At 71.2% G+C, this 25,804-nt stretch carries 11 protein-coding genes (1 of these 11 cut by a window edge); 10 read left to right on the forward strand and 1 reads right to left on the reverse strand.

Annotated elements, in window-relative coordinates:
• The 8 genes from P3T34_RS29915 to P3T34_RS29950 form a co-directional block, all read left to right on the forward strand.
• Positions 1–17,105: the 3' portion of a non-ribosomal peptide synthetase gene (locus tag P3T34_RS29915; RefSeq protein WP_280669140.1), read on the forward strand. It extends 4,468 nt beyond the left edge of the window; 17,105 of the gene's 21,573 nt are visible here — the last part of the coding sequence; its start codon lies beyond the left edge, outside the window; it ends in the stop codon at positions 17,103–17,105.
• The gene (locus P3T34_RS29920; RefSeq protein WP_280669141.1) at positions 17,098–18,399 is read left to right on the forward strand and encodes an MFS transporter; all 1,302 of its coding nucleotides are present in this window, start codon (positions 17,098–17,100) and stop codon (positions 18,397–18,399) included. Before P3T34_RS29915 ends, P3T34_RS29920 begins: the two co-directional genes overlap by 8 nt.
• A 19-nt stretch (positions 18,400–18,418) precedes the next feature.
• The gene (locus P3T34_RS29925; protein ID WP_280669142.1) at positions 18,419–19,708 is read left to right on the forward strand and encodes an aminotransferase class I/II-fold pyridoxal phosphate-dependent enzyme; all 1,290 of its coding nucleotides are present in this window, start codon (positions 18,419–18,421) and stop codon (positions 19,706–19,708) included.
• An 89-nt stretch (positions 19,709–19,797) separates the two neighbouring features.
• Positions 19,798–20,016 carry an MbtH family NRPS accessory protein gene (locus P3T34_RS29930; protein WP_280669143.1) on the forward strand — a complete coding sequence of 73 codons (219 nt, stop codon included), beginning with the start codon at positions 19,798–19,800 and terminating at the stop codon, positions 20,014–20,016.
• 256 nt (positions 20,017–20,272) lie between these two features.
• On the forward strand, positions 20,273–21,316 hold the full coding sequence (locus tag P3T34_RS29935; protein WP_280669144.1) for a hypothetical protein: 1,044 nt from the start codon (positions 20,273–20,275) through the stop codon (positions 21,314–21,316).
• A gap of 1 nt (position 21,317) precedes the next feature.
• Positions 21,318–21,917 carry a hypothetical protein gene (locus P3T34_RS29940; protein ID WP_280669145.1) on the forward strand — a complete coding sequence of 200 codons (600 nt, stop codon included), beginning with the start codon at positions 21,318–21,320 and terminating at the stop codon, positions 21,915–21,917.
• A 133-nt stretch (positions 21,918–22,050) separates the two neighbouring features.
• Entirely contained in the window at positions 22,051–22,521 is a 471-nt protein-coding gene (locus P3T34_RS29945; RefSeq protein ID WP_280669146.1) for a GNAT family N-acetyltransferase, read from the forward strand.
• A 148-nt stretch (positions 22,522–22,669) separates the two neighbouring features.
• Positions 22,670–23,557 carry a glycosyltransferase family 2 protein gene (locus tag P3T34_RS29950; protein ID WP_280669147.1) on the forward strand — a complete coding sequence of 296 codons (888 nt, stop codon included), beginning with the start codon at positions 22,670–22,672 and terminating at the stop codon, positions 23,555–23,557.
• Between the two features lie 360 nt (positions 23,558–23,917).
• Here P3T34_RS29950 and P3T34_RS29955 read toward each other — a convergent pair whose 3' ends face one another.
• A complete protein-coding gene (locus P3T34_RS29955; protein WP_280669148.1) occupies positions 23,918–24,382 on the reverse strand; it encodes an ATP-binding protein in 465 nt (154 codons plus the stop codon).
• A 222-nt stretch (positions 24,383–24,604) separates the two neighbouring features.
• On the opposite strand from P3T34_RS29955, the gene P3T34_RS29960 reads away from it, so the two are divergent.
• Complete coding sequence (locus tag P3T34_RS29960) at positions 24,605–25,456, forward strand: Scr1 family TA system antitoxin-like transcriptional regulator (protein WP_280669149.1); 852 nt, start codon at positions 24,605–24,607, stop codon at positions 25,454–25,456.
• Entirely contained in the window at positions 25,456–25,788 is a 333-nt protein-coding gene (locus P3T34_RS29965) for a DUF397 domain-containing protein (RefSeq protein WP_280669150.1), read from the forward strand. The genes P3T34_RS29960 and P3T34_RS29965 overlap by 1 nt, the downstream gene beginning before the upstream one ends.
• The last annotated feature ends 16 nt before the right edge of the window (positions 25,789–25,804 follow it).

Here is a 25,804-nt window from a genome sequence, read left to right on the forward strand (position 1 = left end):
TCAACGAGTTCGCGCTCAACGTGATCGCCCAGAACGGCGGCATCCACCTCAGCGCGACCACGCGCAGTCTGACGGCGGACTCTGCCGAGCGGCTGGCGGCGATGTACCGCACGGTGCTGGCGGCGATGGCCGCCGACGCGGACGGCAGCCCGCTGGGCGCGGTCGTCCCGGCGGACGAGCAGGTCCGCCTGCTGGCGGTCGGTACGGCTGTGGAGCGGCCGGTGGCGGATCTGGTGATCGACCGGTTCGAGGGTCAAGCCGCGGTGACTCCGGAGGCTGTCGCGGTGGTCTTCGGCGAGCAGCGGATGAGCTACCGGGAGCTCGACGGGCGGGCCAACCGGATCGCCCGTGAGCTCGCGTCGCTGGGCGTGGACGGCCCGGTGGGGATCTACCTGGAGCGCTCGACGGACATGGTGGCGGGCCTGCTGGCGGCGTGGAAGGCGGGGGCGGCGTATCTGCCGCTGGACCCGAAGCTCCCGGCCGAGCGGCTGACGCACATCCTGACCGACACCGCCGCGCAGGTCGTCCTGACGACCTCCGCGCTGGCGTCGACGCTGCCCGAGACGGGGGCGCGGCTGGTGCTGCTGGACACCGTCGACGGCTCGGAGGCGACCGCGCCCAAGCGGTCGATCCACCCGCTGGACGTCGCCTACGTCATCTACACCTCCGGCTCGACCGGCACGCCGAAGGGTGTGCTGGCCCACCACGAGGGCCTGGCGAACTACCTGGCCTTCACCAAGGCCACCTACGCGACGGCCCCCGGTGGTGCGCCGCTGTTCTCGCCGATCACCTTCGACCTCGGCATCCCGAACATCTTCACCCCGCTGGTCACCGGCCAGCCCGTCCACCTGCTGGCGCACGACCTGGACACCGCCGACCTCGGCGCCGCGCTTGCCGCCGGGGCGCCGTACAGCTTCATCAAGCTCACCCCCGCCCACCTGGAGCTGCTCACCCACCAGCTGTCCGCCGAGCAGGCGTCCACGCTGGCCGGGCAGGTGATCGCGGCCGGTGACACGTTCACCACCGATCTCGCCGAGCGCTGGCGCAGCCTGGCTGGCACGGAGACGGTCCTGGCGACGGAGTACGGTCCGACGGAGATCACCGTCGGCAACTCCGGCCAGGTCGCGACCAGCGAGCTGAGCACGATCCCGCTGGGTGAGCCGATCCCGAACACGGCGATGCACGTCCTGGACGCCTTCGGCGCGCTGGCGCCGGTCGGGGTCCCGGGCGAGGTGCACATCTCCGGTGCGGGCGTGACGCGCGGCTACCTGGGCCGTCCCGACCTGACGGCCGAGAAGTTCATCCCCAACCCCTACGGCCCCGCCGGATCCCGGCTCTACCGCACCGGCGACCTCGCCCGCCGCCTCGCCGACGGCAGCCTTGAGTTCCTGGGCCGGATCGACACCCAGGTGAAGATCAACGGCTACCGCATCGAGCTCGGGGAGATCACCAACCAGCTCCGCCGCCTGGACGGCGTCGAGGACGCGGTCGTCATCGCCCGCGAGAACTCTCTCGTCGCCTACCTGGTCGGCGCCGAACCGGAGGCGGAGGCGCTGCGCGAGCAGCTCGCCGCCGTCCTGCCGGAGTACATGATCCCGAGCGCCTTCCTGGCCATCGACCGGATCCCGCTGACCAACAACGGCAAGCTCGACACCAAGGCCCTCCCGCTCCCCGGCCGCGACGCCTACGCCAGCGCCGAGCACGTCGCTCCCGCCACCGACACCGAGAAGCTCTTCGCCGCCGCCTGGGCGGACGTCCTGGGCCTGGACCTGGAGACGATCAGCACCGCCGACAGCTTCTTCGACCTCGGCGGCGACTCGATCCGCGCCGTCCGCCTCACCGGCGCCCTGCGCGAGAGCGGGCACAGCCTGACCATCCGCGACATTTTTGCTCACCGCACGATCGCCGCCCTGGCCGCCAACAGCACCGCCAGCGACGCGGAGGTCCTGCTCTTCCGCAGCGTCGAGCCGTTCACCCTGATCAGCCCCGAGGACCGGGCGGCTCTCCCCGCCGGCACCGACGACGCCTACCCGCTCTCCCAGATCCAGACCGGCATGCTCGTCGAGATGCTCGCGGGTGCGGAGCGCCGCAGCTACCACAACATCAACTCCTTCCGGATCCCGGACGGCGAGCCGTTCTCGGCCGAGGCCCTGCGCGAGGCGATCGCGACCGTCGTCGCCCGCCACGACATCCTGCGCACGTCCGCTCACCTGACCGACTACTCGCAGCCGCTGCAGCTCGTCCACACCACCGTCGAACTGCCGCTCGCCCTGCACGACCTGCGTGCGCTGGACGCCGAGCAGATCGAGGCGGCCGGTGCCGAGTTCGCCGCCCAGCAGCGGGCCGACCTCTTCGACCCGGCGGTCGCGCCGCTGGTCCGCGCCACCGTGCACCTGGAGTCCGACGAGGCGTGGCGGTTGACCTTCACCCAGAGCCACGCGATCACCGAGGGCTGGAGCTACCACTCCATGCTGATGGAGATCCTGGACGTCTACCGCGCCGTCCGCGACGGCGAGCAGCAGCCCGCCTACGACGCGCCGGTCGTGCGCTACGCCGACTACATCGCGGCCGAGTTGGAGTCGTTGGACAGCGCCGAGGACCGGGCGTACTGGAAGGGCGTCACCGACGCCCACGTCCCGTTCACCGTCCCGGAGACCTGGGGCGACCAGGACAGCCCGGCCGAGCGCTACCGCGTCCCCGTCCGCTTCACGGACATCGAGGACGGCCTGCGCGCCCTGGCCACCCAGGCCGGCGCCTCGCTGAAGACCGTGCTGCTCGCGGCGCACCTCAAGGTGCTGAGCTCGCTCACCACCGAGACCGCCTTCCACACCGGCCTGGTGACCCACGGCCGACTCGAAGTCCCGGGCGCCGAAAAGGTCCTGGGCATGCACCTCAACACCCTGCCGATCGGCTTCACCACCGGCTCCGCGCGCACCTGGGTTCAGCTGGTGCAGAACACCTACGCCCGCGAGCTCGAGGCGTGGGGCACCCGCCGGTACCCGCTGCCCGCCATCCAGCGCGACACCGGCAGCCAGCAGCGGCTGATCCCGGTCATGTTCGACTTCATCGACTTCCACCACGTGGACACCGACAAGGTCGACGTCCGGGCGACGCTGATCGACGGCGCCACCGAGTTCGAACTGCACGTCTCCGGCAGCGCCGAGGCGGTCAACATCATCGGGTCCACCGAGGTCGTCAGCCGCTCCAACGCGGAGCGCCTGGCGGGCATGTACCGCCACGTGCTGGAGTCGATGGCCGCCGACCCGATGGCCACGGCGACGGCTGGCGTGTTCGCGCCGGCCGAGGCCGCGCGCCTGCTCGCCGAGTGGAACCCGGTGGTTCCGGAGCCGGTGGAGCGCTGCGTGCACGAGGCCTTCGAGGCGCAGGCTGAGCGGACACCGGATGCGGTCGCGATCGTCTTCGAGGGTGTGGAGCTGTCGTACCGGGAGCTGAACGAGCGGGCGAACCGGATCGCGCACCACCTGCGTGAACTGGGCGCTGGCCCTGACCAGTTGGTGGGTGTCTCGCTGGAGCGCGGTCTTGACCTGCTGCCCGCGCTGATCGGTGTCCTCAAGTCCGGTGCGGCCTACCTCCCGCTGGACCCGGCCAACCCGGCCGAGCGCCTCGGCTACATCCTGGAGGACGCTGGCGCCTCGCTGCTGGTGACCACCTCGGTGCTGGAGAGCGTGCCGGCGGACTACGCGGGGACGCGCGTCCTGCTGGACACGGATGCCGCTGCGATCGCGAGCCGCCCGTCGGTCAACCCCGTGCCGGTGGCAACGCCGGACAACCTGATCTACGTCATCTACACCTCCGGTTCGACGGGTCGGCCCAAGGGTGTGGCGTTGAGCCACGCGAACGTGCTGCGGCTGCTGCGTTCGGCCGATCACGACTTCACGTTCTCGTCCGAGGACGTGTGGACGCTGTTCCATTCCTACGCGTTCGACGTGTCGGTGTGGGAGATGTGGGGTGCGCTGCTGCACGGCGGCCGTCTGGTGGTGGCGTCGTTCGACACGCTGCGCTCGCCGGATGAGTTCCTGGACCTGCTGGTCGCGGAGCGGGTTTCGGTGCTGTGCCAGACGCCCACGGCGTTCCGTTCGCTGACGGCGTTGGCGGCGGCGGGGGATCCGCGGATCGATGAACTGGGCCTGCGGGCGGTGGTGTTCGCCGGTGAGCGGCTGGAGACCGGGGACCTGCTGCCGTGGACGGACCGGTTGGGCCTGTCGGGCCCGGTGCTGGTGAACATGTACGGCATCACCGAGACGACCGTCCACTCGACGTACCACGAGCTGGGCGAGCTGGACCTGGCCCAGCCCAACCGCAGCTTCGTCGGCCGCCCGCTCTCCGACCTGGCGATCCACCTCCTGGACGAGCAGGGCAACCTGGTGCCGGTCGGCGTGCCCGGGGAGATCTACGTCGGCGGCGCCGGCGTGGCCCGCGGCTACCTGGGCCGCCCCGAGCTGACGGCCGAGCGCTTCGTCCCGGACCCCTTCGGCCCGCCCGGAGCCCGCCTCTACCGCTCCGGCGACCTCGCCCGCCGCCTGGAGGACGGCAGCCTGGAATGCCTGGGACGCATCGACACCCAGGTCAAGATCCGCGGCTACCGCATCGAACTGGGCGAAATCACCAACCAGCTGCGCACCCACACCTCGGTCCGCGACGCCGCCGTCATCGCCCGCGAGGACATCCCCGGCGACAAGACCCTCGCCGCCTACGTGGTCCTCGCCGACGACGCGGCGCTCGACCCGATCGAGCTGCGCGCCCACCTCGCGGCCGCGCTGCCCGACTACATGGTCCCCGGCGCGTTCGTCGCCATCGACCGCATCCCGCTGACCAGCAACGGCAAGCTCGACGCCCGCGCTCTGCCCGCCCCCGACCGGAAGGCGCTGGCGAGCACCCAGCTGGTCGCGCCGCGTACGCCGGTCGAGCAGGACATCGCCCGCGCCTGGGCCGAGGTGCTGCGCATGGACGCCGAGCAGGTCAGCGTCCACGACAGCTTCTTCGACCTCGGCGGCGACTCGATCCGCGCCGTCCGACTGACCGGTGCGCTGCGCGAGTTGGGCCATGTACTGACCATCCGCGACATCTTCGAGCACCGCACCATCGCGCGGCTCGCCCTCTGCGCGGTGCCGGGCTCGGGAGCCACGGCGTTCGTGCCGGTGGCGCCGTTCGAGTTGATCGATGCCACGGACCGGGCGGCGCTGCCGACCGGTGTGGTCGACGCCTACCCGCTCTCCCAGGTGCAGACCGGCATGCTCGTCGAGATGCTGACCAGCGCCGAGCGCGGTACCTACATCAACATCAACTCCTTCCTGGTCCCCGACGACCAGGCGTTCTCGCCGGCCGCGCTGGAGGCCGCGCTGCGGGTCGTCGTGCAGCGTCACGACATCCTGCGCACCTCGATGCACCTGGAGGGCTTCAGCGAGCCGGTGCAGCTGGTGCACGCCGAGGTGGACGTTCCCGTTGCGGTCCACGACCTGCGCGGGATGGATGAGGCCACCCAGCGTGAGAGCGAGCTCGCCTGGGCCGGTGCCGAGCGGGCCCGCGGGCTGGACATGGCCTCGGCCCCGCTGCTGCGGGTGACCGTGCACCTGGAGTCCGACGCCGCCTGGCGCCTCACCCTGACCCAGAGCCACGCGATCACCGAGGGCTGGAGCCTCAACTCCCTGACCATGGAACTCCTCACCGCCTACCGGGCCATCCGGGACGGCCAGGAGCAGCCCGCCTTCGAGGAACTCACGGTCAGGTATGCGGACTTCATCGCCGCCGAGCTGGAGTCCCTGGACAGCGACGAGGACCGCGCGTTCTGGCAGGGCATCACCGACGCCCACGCCCCGCTCACCCTGCCCGAGGCTTGGGGCACCACGGCCGGCGAGGCCGAGCCGGTGCGGGCCGAGGCCGTCTTCACCGACCTTGAGGGCGACCTGCGGGCGCTGGCCACCCGAGCCGGCGCTTCGCTCAAGACCGTGCTGCTGGCGGCCCACCTGAAGGTGCTGAGCTCGCTCACCACCGAGAGCGCCTTCCACACCGGTCTGGTGACCCACGGGCGGCTCGAAGTTCCTGGAGCCGAGCGGGTGTTGGGTATGCACCTGAACACCCTGCCGATCCCGTTCGCGCACACCGCGCGCAGCTGGGCCGAGTTGGTCGAGCAGACCTACGCCGCCGAGACGGAGATCTGGGGTCACCGGCGCCACCCGCTGCCGGCCATCCAGCGCGCCTCGGGCGCGGACCGACTGATCACCGTCCTCTTCGACTACCTGGACTTCCACCAGGTCGACACCGGCAAGGTCGACACCGCCGGCACCATCGGCGGCGCGGTCAACGAGTTCGCGCTCAACACCATCGCCCAGAACGGGCGGATCCAGCTCACCGGCACCACCCGCACCCTCACCCACGAGAGCGCGCAGCAGCTGGCGGCGATGTACCGGACGGTGCTCGTGGCGATGGCCGCCGACGCGGACGGCAGCCCGCTGGGCGCGGTCGTCCCGGCGGGCGAGCAGGCCCGTCTGCTGGCGCTTGGTACGGCTGTCGACCGGCCAGTGGCGGACCTGGTGATCGACCGGTTCGAGGGTCAGGCGGCGGTCACGCCGGAGGCCGTCGCGGTGGTCTTCGGTGAGCGGGAGATGACCTACCGGGAGCTGGACGGGCGGGCCAACCGGATCGCCCGCGAGCTGCTGGCGCTGGGCGTGGACGGTCCGGTGGGTATCCACCTGGAGCGTTCGACGGACCTGGTGGCGGGTCTGCTGGCGGCGTGGAAGGCGGGGGCGGCGTATCTGCCGCTGGACCCGAAGCTCCCGGCCGAGCGGCTGACGCACATCCTGACCGACACGGCGGCGCAGGTCGTCCTGACGACCTCCGCGCTGGCGTCGACGCTGCCCGGGACGGGGGCGCGGCTGGTGCTGCTGGACGCCGTCGACGGCTCGGAGGCGACCGCGCCCAAGCGGTCGATCCACCCGCTGGATGTCGCCTACGTCATCTACACCTCCGGCTCGACGGGTACGCCGAAGGGTGTGCTGGCCCACCACGAGGGCCTGGCCAACTACCTGGCCTTCACCGCCGCCACCTACGCGACGGCTCCCGGTGGTGCGCCGCTGTTCTCGCCGATCACCTTCGACCTCGGCATCCCGAACATCTTCACCCCGCTGGTGACCGGTCAGCCGGTGCACCTGCTGGCGCACGACCTGGACACCGCCGACCTCGGCGCTGCCCTGGCTGCCGGGGCGCCGTACAGCTTCATCAAGCTCACCCCCGCCCACCTGGAGCTGCTCACCCACCAGTTGACCGCCGAGCAGGCGTCCGGCCTGGCCGGTCAGGTGATCGCGGCCGGCGACACGTTCACCACCGATCTCGCCGAGCGCTGGCGCCGGCTCGCGGGCACGGAGACGGTCCTGGCGACGGAGTACGGTCCGACGGAGATCACCGTCGGCAACTCCGGCCAGGTCGCGACCAGCGAGCTGAGCACCATCCCGCTGGGTGAGCCGATCCCGAACACGGCGATGCACGTTCTGGACGCCTTCGGCGCGCTGGCGCCGGTCGGGGTCCCGGGCGAGGTGCACATCTCCGGCGCCGGCGTCACCCGCGGCTACCTGAACCGCCCCGACCTGACCGCCGAGAAGTTCATCCCCAACCCCTACGGCCCCGCCGGCAGCCGCCTCTACCGCACCGGCGACCTCGCCCGCCGCCTCGCCGATGGCAGCCTTGAGTTCCTGGGCCGGATCGACACCCAGGTCAAGATCAACGGCTACCGCATCGAACTCGGCGAGATCACCAACCAGCTCCGCCGCCTGGACGGCATCGAGGACGCGGTCGTCATTGCCCGCGACAACACCCTCCTCGCCTATCTCGTCGGCACCACCCCCGACACCGTGCGCGAGGACCTCGCCGCCGTCCTGCCCGACTACATGATCCCGAGCGCCTTCCTCACCCTCGACCGCATCCCCCTCACCAACAACGGCAAGCTCGACACCAAGGCCCTCCCGCTCCCCGGCCGTGACGCCTACGCCAGCGCCGAGCACGTCGCCCCCACCACCGACACCGAGAAGCTCTTCGCCGCCGCCTGGGCAGACGTCCTGAGCCTGGACCCCGAGACGATCAGCACCGCCGACAGCTTCTTCGACCTCGGCGGCGACTCGATCCGCGCCGTGCGCCTGACCGGCGCCCTGCGCGAGAAGGGCCACAACCTCACCATCCGCGACATTTTTGCTCACCGCACGATCGCCGCCCTGGCCGCCAACAGCACCGCCGGCGACGCCGAGATGCAGCCCTTCCGCAGCGTCGAGCCGTTCACCCTGATCAGCCCCGAGGACCGCGCCGCCGTCCCGGCCGGCATCGACGACGCCTACCCGCTCTCCCAGATCCAGACCGGCATGCTCGTCGAGATGCTGGCCGACGAGGAGAAGCGCAACTACCTGGACGTCAGCTTCTACCGGATCCCCGACCCGAAGCCCTTCTCACCCGAGGCGCTGCGCCAGGCCGCCGACGCGGTCGTCGCCCGCCACGACATCCTGCGCACCTCCACCCACCTGACCGACTACTCCCAGCCCCTCCAGCTCGTCCACACCACCGTCGACATCCCGATCACCACGCAGGACCTGCGCCACCTGGACGACGCCAGCCGTCTCGCCTTCGGCCTCAAGGTCCTGGCCGACGAGCGCGCCGCCGGATTCGACATCGCGACGGCTCCGCTGCTGCGGATCGGCGCGTACGTCGAGGCCGACGACGCCTGGCGGCTGAGCTTCACCCACTGCCACGCCGTCACCGAGGGCTGGTCCATGCACAGCTTCACCATGGAGCTGCTGGACGCCTACCGCGCCATCCGCGACGGTGAGCCGCTGCCCGCCTACGACGCCCCCGCCGTCCGCTACGCCGACTACATCGCCGCCGAGTTGGAGTCTCTGGACAGCCCGGAGGACCAGGCGTACTGGAAGGAGATCACCGACACCCACACCCCGGTCGCCCTGCCCGAGGCGTGGGGCGACGCGGACGGACCGCGCGAGCCCCACCGCGCCATGGTGCCGTACCGCGACCTGGAGGACGGCCTGCGCACGCTGGCCCGCCGGGCCGGGGCCTCGCTGAAGACCGTCCTGCTCGCCGCGCACCTCAAGGTGATGGGCGCGCTGAGCAGCGAGGACGCCTTCCACACCGGCCTGGTCGTGCACGGCCGCCTGGAGGCGCCGGGCGCCGAGAAGGTGCTGGGCATGCACCTCAACACCCTTCCGGTTCCGTTCCGTTCGAGTGGGACGCCGGCGACCTGGGCGGAGCTGGTCCGCCAGGTCTTCGCCCGGGAGACGGAGATCTGGGGCCACCGCCGCTACCCGCTGCCGTCCGTGCAGCGCGCGGCCGGGGTCGGGGTCGGGGCGGAGCGACTGATCAGCGTGATCTTCGAGTACCTCGACTTCCACCAGGTCGACACCGACCGGGTCGATGTGGAGGCCGAATTCCACGCTGCTCCCAACGAGTTCGCGTTGAACGTCACCGCGATCAACGGCTATGTGAACCTCGCCACCGGCACCGACGTGCTGAGCCGCGAGTCCGCCGAGCGCCTGGTCGCGATGTACCGGGGCGTGCTGGAGGCGATGGCCGCCGACCCGGAGGGTTCGGCCCTCGACGGCGCTGTCCCGGCCGCCGAGGAAACCGCTCTGCTGGCTCTGGGAACCGCTCCCTCGGCGGCCGAACAGCCGCTGACGCTGGACCAGTTCGAGGCGCAGGCGGCGGCGACGCCAACTGCGATCGCGGTCACCTTCGGGGACCAGGAGCTCACCTACGCCGAGCTGGACGAGCGGGCCAACGCCATCGCCCACCAGCTGCTGGCGCTGGGCGCCGGCCCGGACATCCCGGTCGGCGTGCTGCTGGAGCGTTCCACCGACCTGATCGCGGGCCTGCTCGCGGCCTGGAAGGCGGGATCCCCGTACCTGCCGCTGGACCCGAAGCTGCCCGCCGAGCGGCTGGCGCACATCCTGGCCGACACCGCGGCTCCGCTGGTGGTCACCACCACGGGCCAACTCGGGCTGCTGGCAGGGGTGTTCCAGGGCCGACTGGTCCTGCTGGACGAGCCCCTCGACACCCACCCGGTCGTCACCGCTCCGGCCCGCAGCACCCAGCCGGACAACCTGGCCTACATCATCTACACCTCGGGCTCGACCGGCACGCCGAAGGGCGTGATGGCCCACCACGGCGGCCTGGCGAACTACCTGGCCTTCACCAAGGCCACCTACGCGACCACCCCCGGCGGTGCGCCGCTCTTCTCGCCGATCACTTTCGACCTCGGGATCCCGAACATCTTCACCCCGCTGGTCACCGGCCAGCCCGTCCACCTCCTGCCGCACGACCTGGACACCGCCGACCTCGCGCAGGCGCTCAGTGCCCGCGCGCCGTACAGCTTCATCAAGCTCACCCCCGCCCACCTGGAGCTGCTCACCCACCAGCTGTCCGCCGAGCAGGCGTCCACGCTGGCCGGGCAGGTGATCGCGGCCGGTGACACGTTCACCACCGAACTGGCCGAGCGCTGGCGCACCCTGGCGGGCACGGAGACGGTCCTGGCGACGGAGTACGGCCCCACCGAGATCACCATCGGCAACTCCGGCCAGCAGGCCACCAGCGAGCTGAGCACCATCCCACTCGGCGAGCCGATCCCCAACACGGCGATGCACGTCCTGGACGCCTTCGGCGCCCTGGCGCCGGTCGGGGTCCCCGGCGAGGTGCACATCTCCGGCGCCGGCGTGACGCGCGGCTACCTCAACCGCCCCGACCTGACCGCCGAGAAGTTCATCCCCAACCCCTACGGCCCCGCCGGATCCCGCCTCTACCGCACCGGCGACCTCGCCCGCCGCCTCGCCGACGGCAGCCTTGAGTTCCTGGGCCGCATCGACACCCAGGTGAAGATCAACGGCTACCGCATCGAACTCGGGGAGATCACCAACCAGCTCCGCCGCCTGGACGGCATCGAGGACGCGGTCGTCATCGCCCGCGACAACACCCTCCTCGCCTACCTCGTCGGCACCACCCCCGACACCGTGCGCGAGGACCTCGCCGCCGTCCTGCCCGACTACATGATCCCGAGCGCCTTCCTCACCCTCGACCGCATCCCCCTCACCACCAACGGCAAGCTCGACACCAAGGCCCTCCCCACCCCCGGCCGCGACGCCTACGCCAGCGCCGAGCACGTCGCACCCGCCACCGACACCGAGAAGCTCTTCGCCGCCGCCTGGGCGGACGTCCTGGGCCTGGACCTGGACACGATCAGCACCGCCGACAGCTTCTTCGACCTCGGCGGCGACTCGATCCGCGCCGTCCGCCTCACCGGCGCCCTGCGCGAGAAGGGCCACAACCTCACCATCCGCGACATTTTTGCTCACCGCACGATCGCCGCCCTGGCCGCCAACAGCACCGCCAGCGACGCCGAGATGCAGCCCTTCCGCAGCGTCGAGCCGTTCACCCTGATCAGCCCCGAGGACCGCGCCGCCGTCCCGGTCGGCATCTCCGACGCCTACCCGCTCTCCCAGATCCAGACCGGCATGCTCGCCGAGATGCTGGCCAACCCGGACCGGAACACCTACCACAGCGTGAACTCCTTCCGCCTGCCGGACAGTCGGGAGCTCGATCAGCATTCCCTGCGCACCGCCGTCGACATCGTCTCGGCCCGGCACGAGACCCTGCGGACCTCGATCCACCTGGCCGGCTACTCGCAGCCGCTCCAGCTGGTGCACGAGGTGGCGCAGATCCCGATCGCCGTGCACGACCTGCGCGGGCTGAACCCACAGGAGATGGAGCAGGCCGGTTTCGCCTTCGCCATCGAGGAGCGCGACACGCTCTTCGACCTGGCCACGGCTCCGCTGCTGCGGATCGGCATCCACCTGGAGTCGGAGGCCTGGCGCCTGACCTTCACGCACTGCAACGCGATCACCGAGGGATGGAGCTACCACTCCCTGCTGATGGAGATCCTGGCGGCCTACCACGCCGTCCGCGACGGCGAGCCGCTGCCGGAGTACATCTCGCCGGTGGTCCGCTACGCCGACTACATCGCAGCCGAGTTGGAGTCCCTGGACAGCCCGGAGGACCAGTCCTTCTGGAAGGAGATCACCGACACCCACACCCCGATGGCCATCCCGGAGAGCTGGGGTGACCAGGACAGCCCGGTGGAGCGCTACCGGGTCCAGGTGGACTTCCGCGACATCGAGGAGCGCCTGCGCGCCCTGGCCACCCAGGCCGGCGCCTCGCTCAAGACCGTGCTGCTCTCCGCCCACCTGAAGGTGATGAGCGCGCTCACCGCCGAGGAGTCCTTCCACGCCGGCCTGGTCTGCCACGGACGCCTGGAGGAGGCGGGCGCAGATCGCGTTCTGGGCATGCACCTCAACACCCTGCCGTTCCCGCACAGCGGCACCCCGGACACCTGGGTCGAGCTGGTCGAGCAGACCTACGCCCGGGAGATCGAGGTCTGGAGCCACCGCCGCTACCCGCTGCCCGCCATCCAGGCCGCGGCCGGCAACACGCAGCGCCTGGTCTCGGTGATGCTGGAGTTCCACGACTTCCACCAGATGGACAGCTCGCTGGTGGACGCCGGGTCCGAGCGGAACTCGGTCGCGACGGACTTCGCGTTCCATGTGATCGCCTCCAACGGCGCGTTCAACATCATCAGCGCCACCGACACGGTGACCCACGACTACGCCGACCGGCTGCGCGGGATGTACCGCCACGTGCTGGAGTGCATGGCCGCCGACCCACACGGCCCTGCCACCAGCGGTGTCCTGCCGGCCGCCGAGCAGGCCCGTGTCCTGCTCGCCGGCAGCGGGAGCCTGCAGCCGGAGCCGGTCGAGCTGACCGTCCACGAGGCGTTCCTGCAGCGGGTGGCCGCCCACCCCGACACCGTCGCCGTGGTCGCCGGCCAGGACCGCCTGACGTACCGCGAGTTGAACGAGAGGGCCAACCGGGTCGCGCACCACCTGCGCGACCTGGGGGTGGGGACGGACTCGCTGGTCGGGCTCTGCCTGGACCGCGGTCCGGAGCTGCTGCCGGCCCTGCTCGGCATCCTCAAGTCCGGTGCGGCGTATGTCTCGCTGGACCCGGCCAACCCGATGGGCCGGCTCACCCAGATCCTCGCCGACACCCAGGCGCCGGTGGTGCTGACCAGCTCCGGGTACGCGGCGGAGCTGGCGAAGTCCTACCCCGGCGAGCTGGTGGTCGTCGACCGGGCGGCGGACCGCGAGGCGATCGCCGCGCGGCCGGCCACCGACCCGGTGAACCGGACCTCCCCGGCCAACCTGGCCTATGTGCTCTACACCTCGGGATCGACCGGCACCCCGAAGGGCGTGGGCCTGACCCACGCCAACGTGATGCGCCTGTTCCGCACCTCCGAGCGGGAGTTCACCTTCCGCGAGGCGGACGTCTGGGCGATGTTCCACTCGTACGCCTTCGACACCTCGGTGTGGGAGATGTGGGGCGCGCTGCTGCACGGCGGCCGCCTGGTGGTGATCGCACCCGAGATCGCCCGCTCGCCCGAGGACTTCCTGGACGTGCTGGTCGCCGAGCAGATCACCGTGGTCTGCCAGACGCCCACCGCGTTCCGGGGCCTGGCCGCACTGGCCCAGGACGACCGGGTCGGACGGATCGCGCTGCGGGCGGTGGTGTTCGCCGGCGAGCGCCTGGACATGTCCGAACTGCTGCCCTGGGCCCAGCGCCTGGGCCTGGAGCAGCCGGCGCTGGTCAACATGTACGGCATCACCGAGACCAGCGTGTACTCGGTCCGCCACCAGCTGGGCGACCGCGACCTCAGCCGCCCCACGCTGAGCGTGATCGGCACCCCGCTGGGCGACCAGAAGATCCACCTCTTCGACCGTCGGGGCAACCTGGTGCCGGTCGGGGTGCCCGGCGAGATCCACGTCGGCGGACCGGCCGTCGCCCGCGGCTACCGCGGCCGTCCGGACCTGACCGCCGAGCGCTTCGTGCCGGACCCGTACGGCGAGCCCGGCGCCCGGCTCTACCGCTCGGGCGACCTGGCCCGGCTGCTGCCGGACGGGACGCTGGAGTTCCTCGGCCGAATCGACACCCAGGTGAAGATCCGCGGCTACCGGATCGAACTCGGGGAGATCCAGGCGCGGTTGCGCCAGCTCCCAGGCGTGCGCGACGCCGTGGCGATCGCCCGCGAGGACGTCCCCGGTGACAAGACGCTGGCCGCCTACGTGGTGGCCGAGGGCGAGACGGTGCTGGAGCCGGCCGGGCTGCGCTCGGCACTGGCCTCCGAGCTGCCGTCCTACATGGTGCCCGCGGCCTTCGTGGTGATCGACAGGGTGCCGCTGACGCCGAACGGCAAGCTGGACCACCGCGCGCTGCCGGTACCGGAGTTGGCCGCACTGGCCGGCGCCGACCGGGTGGCGCCGCGGAGCGCGACCGAGCGGCGGATCGCCCGGGTCTGGGCCGAGGTGCTGCGCCTGGACGTGGATCGGATCGGCATCGACGACAGCTTCTTCGAGCTGGGCGGCGACTCGATCCGGGCCGTCCGGATGCTGCCGATCGCCCGCCGGGAGTCCCTGGAGCTGTCGCTCTGGATGCTCTACCAGTCCAAGACGCTGGCCGAGTTGGCCATGCTGATCAGCGGATCCGCCGAGGAGTCGGTGGAGTTGGCCCTGACGCCGGCCCAGCGGCGTGCGACCGAGGGGGTGTTGGGCGGCCAGTCCGTCCGGCTCTCGCTCAGCCACCGGCCGGACGCCGAGCTGCTGGAGCGGGCGCTGCACGCGCTGGTTGCCCGGCACGAGGCGCTGCGGCTGCGCTGGTCGCCGCAGGCGGGTGCCACGGCGGCGATCGCCGGCACGGAGGACGCCGAGCTGCTGCGGGTGGTCGAGCTTGGCGAGGTCCCGGCCGAGCACCGCTCGGCGGCGATCGCCCAGGCGGTGGCCGAGGCGGCCACGCTGGTCGACCCGGAGCACGGGCCGGTGCTGCGCGCCTCGCTCTTCCACTTCGGCTCGGCCAAGATGCTCAACACCGACGTCCTGCCGGAACTGTGGCTCACCGTCCACGACTTGGCCATCGACCAGGTCTCCTGGCCGGTCCTGGTGAACGAGTTGAACCAGGCCCACCAGCTGCTGGCCGCGGGTGACCAGGCGGCGCAGCCCGCGCCGGTGGCGGCCCCGCTGTCCGTGCTGGCTGGGGAGTTGGCCGAGCTGGCCGCCGCCGAGGCGCCGGCCGGGCACGCCCAGGCCTGGCTGGACCAGCAGCCGGGCGTTGCTCTGCCGAGGGACCACGCCGACGGCGTGAACACCCACGGCGAGGCGCGCACGCTCAGCGCCGCGCTGCCGGCCGCCCTCACCGAGGCGCTGCTGGCCGCCGACGACCCGCAGGCACTGCTGCTCACCGCGCTGGGCCGCACGCTGGCCCGTTGGGCGGGCGGCGAGCGGATCAGCCTGGACGTCACGGCGGACCCGCGCGAGGCGGCGGACGCGGCCGGCACCGTCGGCCTGCTCGCCGACCGCTTCCCGCTCACCCTGTGGCTGCCGCAGAACCGCCAGGCACCCGCTCAACTGCGAGCGGTGGCCCGCCAGTTGCAGGCGCTGCCGGAGCCGCGCTTCGGCTACGGCCTGCTGCGCTACGGTGCGGACCAGGACCTCGCGGAGGACCTGGCCTTCCTGCCGCAGCCGGAGGTGGGGTTCACCTTCACCGAGCCCGCCCCGCAGGCCATCGAGCCGGCCGATTCCACGGAGTCCGCCGAGCTGCCGCTGGTCTTCGTCCCGCAGCTGATCGAGCCGGTCCGCCCGGCCCAGGCCCAGCGGCCCAGGCTGCTGGACGTGGACGCCCGGGTGCACGACGGCCAGCTCTACGTCCGCTGGACGCACAGCGCCTCGGTGCACGACGCGCAGACCGTCCGCCGGCTGGCCGACGAGCAACTCGCCGAGCTCGCCGCGCTGCTGGAGAACGCTCCGCGCGCCCCCAAGGCGCAGCCCGTTGCCTCCATCAAGCCCTCCCGCACCGCCTCGGCCAGCGCTTCGGCCACGCCGCAGAAGCTGGCCGAGGAGATGACCAGGCACGGCATCCCCGGCGCCAGCCTGGCGCTGATCCGCGACGGCGAGGTGGCAGAGGTCGAGACCTTCGGCACCCTCACCGCGGGCGGGGACCAGCCGGTCACCCCCGGCACGCTCTTCGCGGCCGGTTCGATCAGCAAGCACCTGACCACGGTCGGCCTGCTGAAGCTGGTCGAGCAGGGCGGCGTCGACCTCGACGAGGACGTCAACCGCTACCTCACCTCCTGGCGCATCCCCGGCGACCCGGCACCCCGGGTGACCCTGCGCCACCTGCTGTCGCACAGCGCCGGGTTCGCCGTCCAGCCGCCGTTCAAGCGCTACGAGCCGGGCGAGCCGATCCCCTCGGTGCTGGAGATCCTGCACGGGCAGCCGCCGGCCTCGCCGGTGACCTTCGCCCACGCGCCCGGCGAGGTGTTCGCGATGACCGCGCTCAACTTCTCGGTCGTCCAGCAGGTGATGTCCGACCTCACCGGCGAGCCGTTCGCGGCCCTGATGCAGCGGCTGGTGCTGGAGCCGCTGGGCATGGCGGACAGCAGCTACGACCCCGCCTTCGTGCGCGAGGGGGCCCGCCCGTACGCCCGGGGCCACGAGGTCGGCAACGTCCCCGTCCCCGGCGGCTACCAGGTGATGCCGGAGCTGGCGGCCGGCGCGCTGTGGAGCACGGCCGGCGACATCGCCCGACTGACCGTGGCGGTGCGGCGCTCCTACCTGGGGCTCCCGGACGCCTTCCTCCCGCAAGCCCTGGCGCAGCAGATGCTCACACCGCAACCCGACCGCCCCTATGGATGGAGCACGATCATCGACAACACCGGAGCAGATCTCGAGATCGGCCACGGTGGCCAGGCGACCGGCTTCCAGGCCATGTTCGGCCTGCGGCTGAACGCGGGGCTGGGCGCGGTACTGCTGACCAACGCGACCACCGGGCGCGAGCTGGTGACCAAGATCCTCACCAGCCTCTGGCCCACCCAGACCAGGTTCTCGACCCTGTGGCGGCAGGCGACCGACGCCGCGCAGGAGCGCGAGTCCCGCGCCGCCGAAGCGCAGCAGCAGCAGCAGGTCGTGGCCGGCGCCAACCTCGGGGAGACCCACGGTGAGTGACACCCTGACCCCCCCGGACGTCGACACCGACGCCGACGCCGACGCCGAGCTTCCCGCAGCCGCGCCGCTCAAGCCGCTGCGCCGCAACGCCGCCTTCATCCGGCTCTGGCTGGGCGCGGGAGTCTCCCGCTTCGGCGCGACCATCGGCATGACGGCCTATCCGCTGCTGGCCCTCTGGTACACCAACTCGGCCACCCTGACCGGCCTGGTGACCTTCGCCGGCGCCCTGCCCAACTTCCTGATCCAGCTCCCGGCCGGCGCCCTGGTCGACCGTTGGGACCGCCGCAAGCTGATGCTCTGGTGCGACGTGCTCGGCGGGCTGTCGATCACCGGCGTCGCGCTGGCGGTCTTCTTCGGCCACGTCTGGATCCCGCAGCTGATGCTCGCGGCCTTCATCGAGGTCACCCGGGGCATCTTCTACGACCTCGCCGAGCGCGCCACCGTGCGCAACGTGGTGCCGCCCGAGCAGCTGTCCACCGCGATGGCGCAGAACGAGGCGCGCGGCGCGGCGATCGGGCTGGTCGGCCAGCCCGGCAGCGGCCTGCTCTTCATGCTCGCCCGCTGGATGCCGTTCGCCTTCACGGCGGTGGCCGACCTGGCGGCCGTGATCTGCCTGCTCTTCCTGCGCGGCAACTTCCGCCCGGCCGTGAGCGGCCCGCCGAAGGCACTGCACGTGGAGATCCGCGAGGGCGTCCGCTGGCTCTGGCAGCACCGCTTCGCCCGGGTGCTGGTGGGGATGTTCGCCGCCAGCAACCTGATCTTCCAGATGCTGATGCTGACCGTGATGGTGATCGTGCGCCGGCACGGCGATCCGGCGGCGATGGTCGGCACGGTGATGGCGGTGGGCGGCTCGGGCGGCCTGGTCGGCGCCCTGCTGGCGCCGCGCTGGTCCAAGCGGTTCAGCCTGCGCACCACCTTCGTGGTGGGTTGCACGGCCTGGACGCTGCTGATCCCCTCCGTCGTCTTCATCCGCCAGCCCGCCGAACTGGCCGCGGTGCTCTTCGGGATCGCCCTGGTCTCCGGGGTGTTCAACGTGACGGCCTGGACCTACCAGGTGCAGAACACGCCGGACGAGCTCCAGGGCCGGGTGAACGGCACCGGCCGCTTCCTCGCCTCGGGTGCCAACGCGCTGGGCGCGCTGGCCGCCGGACGACTGCTCGACTCGATGGGGATCGCCTGGACCGGCCTGGTGATCAGCGTGCTGATGCTGCTGCTCACCGTCACGGTCACGACCAGCCCGACCGCCCGCAACCAGGCCCGCGAGGACGCCGCCGCCGCGGCGCGGGCCGCGTAGAGAAAGGGACAGAACCAGGATGACCGGGAAAGCCCTTCATTCGCTCAGTGTGACCCCGATCGCCGAATCCACCGATCCCCACTCCGCGTTGGCGGCGCTGCGGACCCGGACCAGCGAGAAGTGGCGCCGCCACGACTCCGGCGTGCAGCCGGTCTACATCGCCGAGATGGACTTCCCGGTCGCCCAGGAGATCCGTACGGCGGTCGGCCGGCTGGCCGCCAGCGGGGACATGGGCTACGCCTTCTCGTACACCGACGACAGTCCGGCGCAGGCGGCGCTGTCCGGTTGGCTGCTGCGCAGCTACGAGTGGTGGGTGCCGCCGTCCCGGATCCTGTTCTACGCGGACGTGATGCGGGTGCTGGAGGCCGGCATCGAGGCCTTCTCGGAGGTCGGCGACGCGGTGGTGGTGGACATCCCGGCCTACCCCTCGTTCTTCGAGGCGGTGGCCGAGCGCGGCCGCGAGCTGGTGCCCAACCCGATGCTGCTGCGCGAGGGGCGCTGGCAGCTGGACCTGGTGGGGTTGGAGCGGGCGTTCCGGGCCGGCGCCCGGATCTACATCCTGTGCAACCCGCACAACCCCACCGGCATGGTCTGCTCGGTGACGGAGCTGACGGCGATCGCCGAACTGGCCCGCACCTACGGCGTGACGGTGCTCTGCGACGAGGTGCACAGCCCGCTGGTCTTCGCCGGACGCCGGCACGTGCCGTTCGCCTCGCTGCCGGCCGCCCAGCAGGTCCGCAGCGTCACCGGGATCTCGGCCAGCAAGGGCTGGAACGTGGCCGGCCTGAAGTGCGCGTTCGGGGTGCCGAACGGCCCCGGCACGGCGGACGCGCTGCTGGCCCAACCCTCGCGGCTGCGCGACGGCGTGGGCATCTTCGGCGCGGCGGCCAGCGAGGCGGCCTTCACCGTCGGCGACCGCTGGCTGAGCCAGACCCTGCGCTACCTGGACGGCAACCGGCGGCTGCTCGCCGAGCTGCTCCCCGCGCACGGCCTGGGGGAGCTCGGCTACCACCTGCCGGATGCCACCTACCTGGCCTGGCTGGACTGCCGCCGCACGGCGGACCGGCTCGGCCTCGGCGCGGACGAGCTGGCCGAGCGGGTGCTGAGCGTGGGCGGCCTGGCCGTCAGCGACGGCGCCGGCTACGGCAGTCCGGGCTTCCTGCGGCTCAATCTGGCCACCCCGCAGCTGCTGGTCGAGGAGATGGTCCGGCGCCTCGCCCGCGGCCTGGACGCCGATCTCGCCGGCAGCACCTCCGCCACCGCCACCGCCGGCGCCGGCGGGCGGTTGCTGGATATAGGAGCGGTATAGCGCGCCGCTCGAAGGTAGTCAGTACCAGAAGGGCGCCGTCCCACCGGGCCCTCACCCCAAGCCACCAGCCATCATCCCGAGGAGCACCCATGTCCGTGACCGCGACCGACGCGCCGACGTATCGCGTCGTCCTCAACCACGAGGAGCAGTACTCGATCTGGTGGAGCGACCGCGACCTGCCGGCCGGCTGGCGCGCGGAGGGCACCCAGGGCACCCGCGAGGAGTGCCTGTCCCACATCGCCGAGGTCTGGACCGACATGCGTCCGGCCAGCCTGCGCAGCTGGATGGACGAGAACGCGGCGGTCTGACCAGCACCCCGGACCGGCCCCCACTGCCCGTCCCCTTGAACTCGCAGGGCCGCTTCCCCCGGCGGCCCTGCGGCGTTCCCGGCCCTGGAAGAAATGAGAGTTGACCTTGACCGCAACCGCAACAGAATCCGCTACCGCTGGCCTTTCCGCCGCCGCTTCCGTTCCCGCCGCCCTCCCCGTTCCTGTCCCCGTTCCTGTCTCCGCCCGCAGCGTCCCGCGGGCGGAGCAGATCGGCGGACTGCTCATGCTGATCTGCATGATCTCCCAGGGCTTCGGCGTGGTCTGGGACGTCCAGTGGCACAACGACGTCGGCCCCGACACCTTCCTGACCCTGCCGCACCTGCTGATCTACGCGGGTCCCTCGGTGGCCGGGTTCGCCGCCGCCATCGTGGTGCTGCTGCGCACCGGCGCCGAGCGCCGCGCCCCCGAGCAGAGCGACGGCACCGTCGCGGTCAAGGTGCTCGGCACCTTCCGCGCGCCGGTCGGCTTCCTGATCGCCGGGATCGGCGGCGCCGTCGACCTCTTCTACGGCATGGCCGACCTGTGGTGGCACACCGAGTACGGCTTCGACGTGACCCTCAACTCGCCGCCGCACGTGGGCCTCGCGCTGGGCGGCGTGGCGATCTGCGTGGGCACCATCGTGGTCTTCGCGGCCCAGCACCAGACCCTGTTCGGCCGGGTGGGCCTGGTGCTGAGCTCGGCGCTCTCCATGATCACCGTGGTCTTCGCACTGTTCTGGGCGCAGCCGTTCGAGGTCTCGGTCACCACGGTGGCCTTCCTGACGCTGACGCTGGTGGGCTGCGTGGTGCGCCGGCCCGGGTGGGTCAGCCTGACCGGCCTCGCCTTCGGGGCGATCGTCGGCCTCCAGTGGCTCTTCGTCCCGTGGGCCACCAGCACCTACGCCGCCAGCGTGGGCCTGCCGTTCCGCGACGGTGTCTCCACCGTGCCGCAGATGCCGGCGCTGGACCCGCTGGTGCTGCCGCTGATCGCGATCCTGCTCGACCTCGTCCTGCTCAACCGCTGCCGTGCCAAGGCCTCACCGCAGCGCGCGCTGGTGATCGCCGGCGGTGTGCTCGGTGTGGCGATGGCCGTCGTCTACGGCCTGCAGATCAAGGACCAGCTCACCCCGACCACGCTCGCGCTGGCCGGCCTGCTGAGCGCCGGAGCCGCGCTGCTCGGCTACCGCTTCTCGTTCCCGCTGCGCCGGCTCACCGGCCTGGACGACGCCCAGCCGCTGCCTGCCCAGCCGCTGCCCGCCCAGGAGCCCGCCCCGGCCCCGCTGACCGTCGTGGAGAACTGATATGTGGACCAGGATGAGCGCGCTGAGCGCTGTGCGCGCTGTGCTGCGCCGGGCCGTGGCCGCAGCCGCCGCCGTCACCGTGCTGGCGCTGAGCACCGCCCCGGCCGCGCAGGCCGTCGGCCCGGCGCCCGTGGTGCACTCGGAGTACGTCACGGCCGGCCCGTACCAGGTGCAGGTCTCGTTCTCCGAGTGGCCGGTACTCGCGGACAAGGCGCTCGACTTCACCTTCCTGCCCGACGGCGGCATCGCCGGCCACAAGGCCGCGCTCACCATGTACTCGCCGGCCGGAACGGACTTCCTGCACCGCCGCAACACCGACCACATGCTGCGCGTCTACACCCGCGACCACAGCCGCTGGGGCCTGGACACCTACCAGCTCCCCGCCCAGGGCACCTGGAAGCTCCAGTTCACCGTCGACGGCTCCTCCGGCTCCGGCACCGGCACCCTCGCCCTCCCGGTCGGCCCCCGCCCGGGCCCCTCGCTGACCCTGAGCTGGGGCCTGGCCCTGCTCCCACTGATCGCCACCATCCCGATCTGCTTCCTCCTCTGGCTCCGCGGCCGCCGCAACCGCCACGCGAACGAGTGGGTTTGGGCTGCCTAGCCGCCTGGTCGCTGATGGGCGGGTGCAGTCGGTTCTCCCAAACCCCTGATGGGGGGAACCCACTACACCCGCCCACTTGTCATGTCAGTGCCCCATCGGCCAGCCTGTGCCCTGTTGCTGCCAGACTGCTCGAATGATCGTCAGACGTGCAGGTGAGCAGGACAGCGCCGGCTTCCTCGGCCTGGCGGCCCAGGTGGAGCACTGGTTCGGCCCGATGGTGGAGGACCCCGGTTTCCGCGCCGCGGTGGACAAGCACATCCGCCGCTCCACGGCACTTGTCGCCGTGTCCTCGGAGCAGCCAGGTCTCCTCGGCGGCCTCCTGTTCGGCGCGAAGGCCCCGACCAATCACGTCCACTGGCTCGTCGTCTCGGAGCAGGCGCGCGGCAAGGGCGTAGGCCGTGCGCTGATGGCAGAGGCGGCACGGAGCTTCGCCCGGGGGCCGGGTACCAGCATCGAGGTGGTCACCTTCGGGGCGGACCACCCGGGCGCCGTGGCCAGCGGGGCGCGTGCCTTCTACGAGCGTCTCGGCTTCGCTGCCGCCGAGGTCACGACTCCGGGCCCTGAAGGCGGTTCACGACAGGTCTACCGCCGGACCGTCGCCTGATTCCGGCGACAGTCCGACGGTAGACCTGTGGCAGCATCGTTGCCGGACACCGGGACTGGTGGGCCGGCTGCCGGGCGGTCTCGGCGAGTACGCGCAACGGCGTTACCTCCGCAGGGTCCGGTGTCCGCGAGATCATGGAGGCTCCTCGATGGGTTCGGGTGCGACGGGCGTCACGTTGGGCGTGGTGGTGCTGACGATGGGCGATCGGCAGCAGGAGCTGTTTGCGCTCCTGGAGTCGGTGGCGGCCCAGGAGGGCGAGGGCGTCAGGACGGTGGTGCTCGGGCAGGGGGTGAGGCTCCCGGAGCTGCCGACGTGGGTGGATGCCGTGGAACTGCCGGAGAACCTGGGCATTCCCGGTGGCCGGAACGCCGGTGTGCAGCGGCTGCGCGAACTCGGCGGCGTAGACGTCCTGGTGGTCCTCGACGATGACGGGCTGCTGCCCAGGAACGACACCTTCCGGCTGATCCGGGAAGCCTTCGAGCAGAACCCGCGTCTCGGGGTGGTGTCCTTCCGGATCGCGGACGAGACCGGGTTCACGCAGCGTCGGCACGTTCCCCGCTTCGGTGCCTCGGATGCGATGGTGTCCGGGGAGGTCACCACCTTCCTGGGCGGCGGCCACGGCATCCGGATGAGCGTGATCGACCAGGTCGGCGACTTCCCGGCGCCGTTCTTCTATGCGCACGAGGAGACGGACTTCGCCTGGCGCGCGTTCGATGCCGGATGGGAGATCCACTACCGGGCCGACATGGTGTTGCAGCACCCCCGCACCGACCCGGCCCGTCACGCCGCTTACTACCGGATGACGGCACGCAACCGGGTCTGGCTGGCCAAGCGGCACCTGCCCGCCGTCCTCGTGCCGGTCTACCTCACCTCCTGGGCGCTGTACACGCTGGTCCGCCGGCCGCCGCTGTCCGGGCTCAGGGCGTGGTGGTCCGGGTTCTTCGAGGGGGTTCGGACGGCCTGTCCTCCGCGACGTCCGATGCGGTGGAGCACGGTGGTGCGGATGACGCGGCTGGGCCGTCCGCCGGTGATCTGACCTCTCAACACGCTGGACCTGACGAGGAAGATGAACCAGCCGCGATGCGCTCGTGCACAGCGCGCATCGCCCTCAGCGTGACATCCAGCTCCTCCTCGGACGCGCCGCTTCGGGCCTGCCTGTCGGCCGCCCGTCCCAGGCGGCGCAGCTCGGCCCGCGCGTCACGGAGGCTGAACGGCTGGTCGGCGGTGGCGTGAGTCATGCGTGCTGCTCCTTCTCGGTAGAGTTGATCAATTGGCCTTGCACAGTGGGCAATTCGGCCAGTGAAGCGGGCAGGGCTTGGCTCGGGTGGTCCACCGGCGCCCGCACCAGGCGAGCAGTCGTTCGGCCGACAGGGCGCTCGCCCCTTCGCATGGCACGTCAGGAGGCGAGTGCAGCAGGGGAGTTGCCCGCCCGGTATCGGCGTCTACGCTCATGCTGGGCCTCCTCCCTGAGGGTGATGCAGACGGCCTTGCCGTTCCCCCGCTCCTCGGAGTGCCACTCCTCAGCGAGCGCCGCCACGATGGGGATGCCGCGCCCCGACTCGGCCGAGTCCGGCGCCATGCCCCGGTCGACCGGCCGTACCAGGCAGTCGTCCACCACCTCCATCCGCAGGCGCAGGTGGCCGGCATCGTCCTCGCAGGGGGTGAAGACGACGACGGCGAACGCCCCTGCGGCGTGCACCGAGTTGGTAGCCAACTCGCTGACGAGCAGCGCGATCACGTCCGTCTCGGCCCAGCCACTCTTTCGGGCGGCATCCACGGCGAAACGCCGCGCTATCGGCACCGACTCCGGTACAGCTACGAAGACGCTGGTTCGTACGTCGTGATCGTGGTCAACGCCCATGGTTCCTCCAACCGCGGCACGGAGGGGCATTGAGCCGCCCGTGCGTGACTTGGGAACGCTCCGTAGCGAAGTGACTGCGGTGCGTGGCGTTATGAGTGTGGACCCAGTGTGGCGGCGATGGCAAGCCAAACCCGTGGACAGAGCAGTACGATTTTGGCAAAGGTCAGCCTTGCAACTCATCTATCAGGGACGCAGACTGACGGAGTGACAGGAAGGAGGCCCATGCCTGAGCGTGAGAAGGAGACGATCTCGGCTGTCAACGCCGAGGCCCTTGGCGCGGAGCTGCGGAGGATCCGAGGCCGGAGGACTCTGCACGAGGTGGGCCGTGGCGCCAAGGTCGACCCGGGTAACCTCAGCAAGATCGAGCGTGGGAAGCGAGTCGTCGCAGAGAAGGAACTCACGCGTCTCCTTGACTACTTCGGCACTGGTGGTACCGAGCGCGAGGATTTGATGAGCCTGCTCACCGAAGGCCGTGTCGAAGTCTGGTGGACTCCGTACAAGCACCTGATCACGCCGGCCCTTGCGGGGCGTCTCACTGTCGAAGCCAATGCCACGCTCCAGGAGGAACTGACTCACGACACGTTCGGACTGGTCCTCCAACGCCGGTCGTACGCACGTGAGATCATCGAAAGCGGTTGGTCGGCCCCCGGCGCGGACGATGTGGAGCTCTATCTGGACATCCGAGAGGCGCGGCAGCGGCGCATGTTGGATGGTCGTCTGCGCGTCCACTCCATCTTCTCCCAGGCCGCTCTCGACTCCTCGGCCGACCACGAGATCATGGCCGACCAGTTGGAGCACCTGCTCAAACTTCCGGACACCGTCACTCTCCAGATGGTGCCCACTTCCGCAGGCCGCCCTGGTAGGCCCGGTGCGGCCTGCGTGGACCGCCTGAGCTTCGACACTCCGGATGCACCCCAGTACGTCTTCAGCGAAGGGCTGAGCCAGCGGAACGCCCGGGAATTCGCGATCGAGAGCATCCGGTTCAACCGAGTGTTCAAACGCATCCGCAATCTGGCGTTGACACATGCTGACACCGCCGCAGTCCTTAAAACCCGACTGAAAGAGATCAGCTGATGGACCGGCACGACCCCTACAGTCACGACGTTTCCGAGAGCCTCGACGGCTGGGGCAAGCCACTCGCTTCGGAGGACTCCACCAACTGCGTCGACGTAGCCGAGTTCCCCAACGGCGACATCTGGGTGGGCGACACCAAGCGTCCAGACCTCGACTACCTGGCCTTCAACCAGGCTGAGCGCATCGCCGTGCTGCTGGAGATCGCTCTCGGCAAGGACCCGCGCTTCCACCTCGGCGAGAACGTCCGTCTCGCCGTCCTCAAGGCCCTGGAGACCGGCGACACCAGCATCGCCTTCGATGCCGCCCGCACGGAGATCACCTCCCTGGCCTGAGCACCCCACCCCACCC

Origin of the sequence: Kitasatospora sp. MAP12-44 (genome assembly GCF_029892095.1) — a bacterium.
Lineage (GTDB): Bacteria > Actinomycetota > Actinomycetes > Streptomycetales > Streptomycetaceae > Kitasatospora.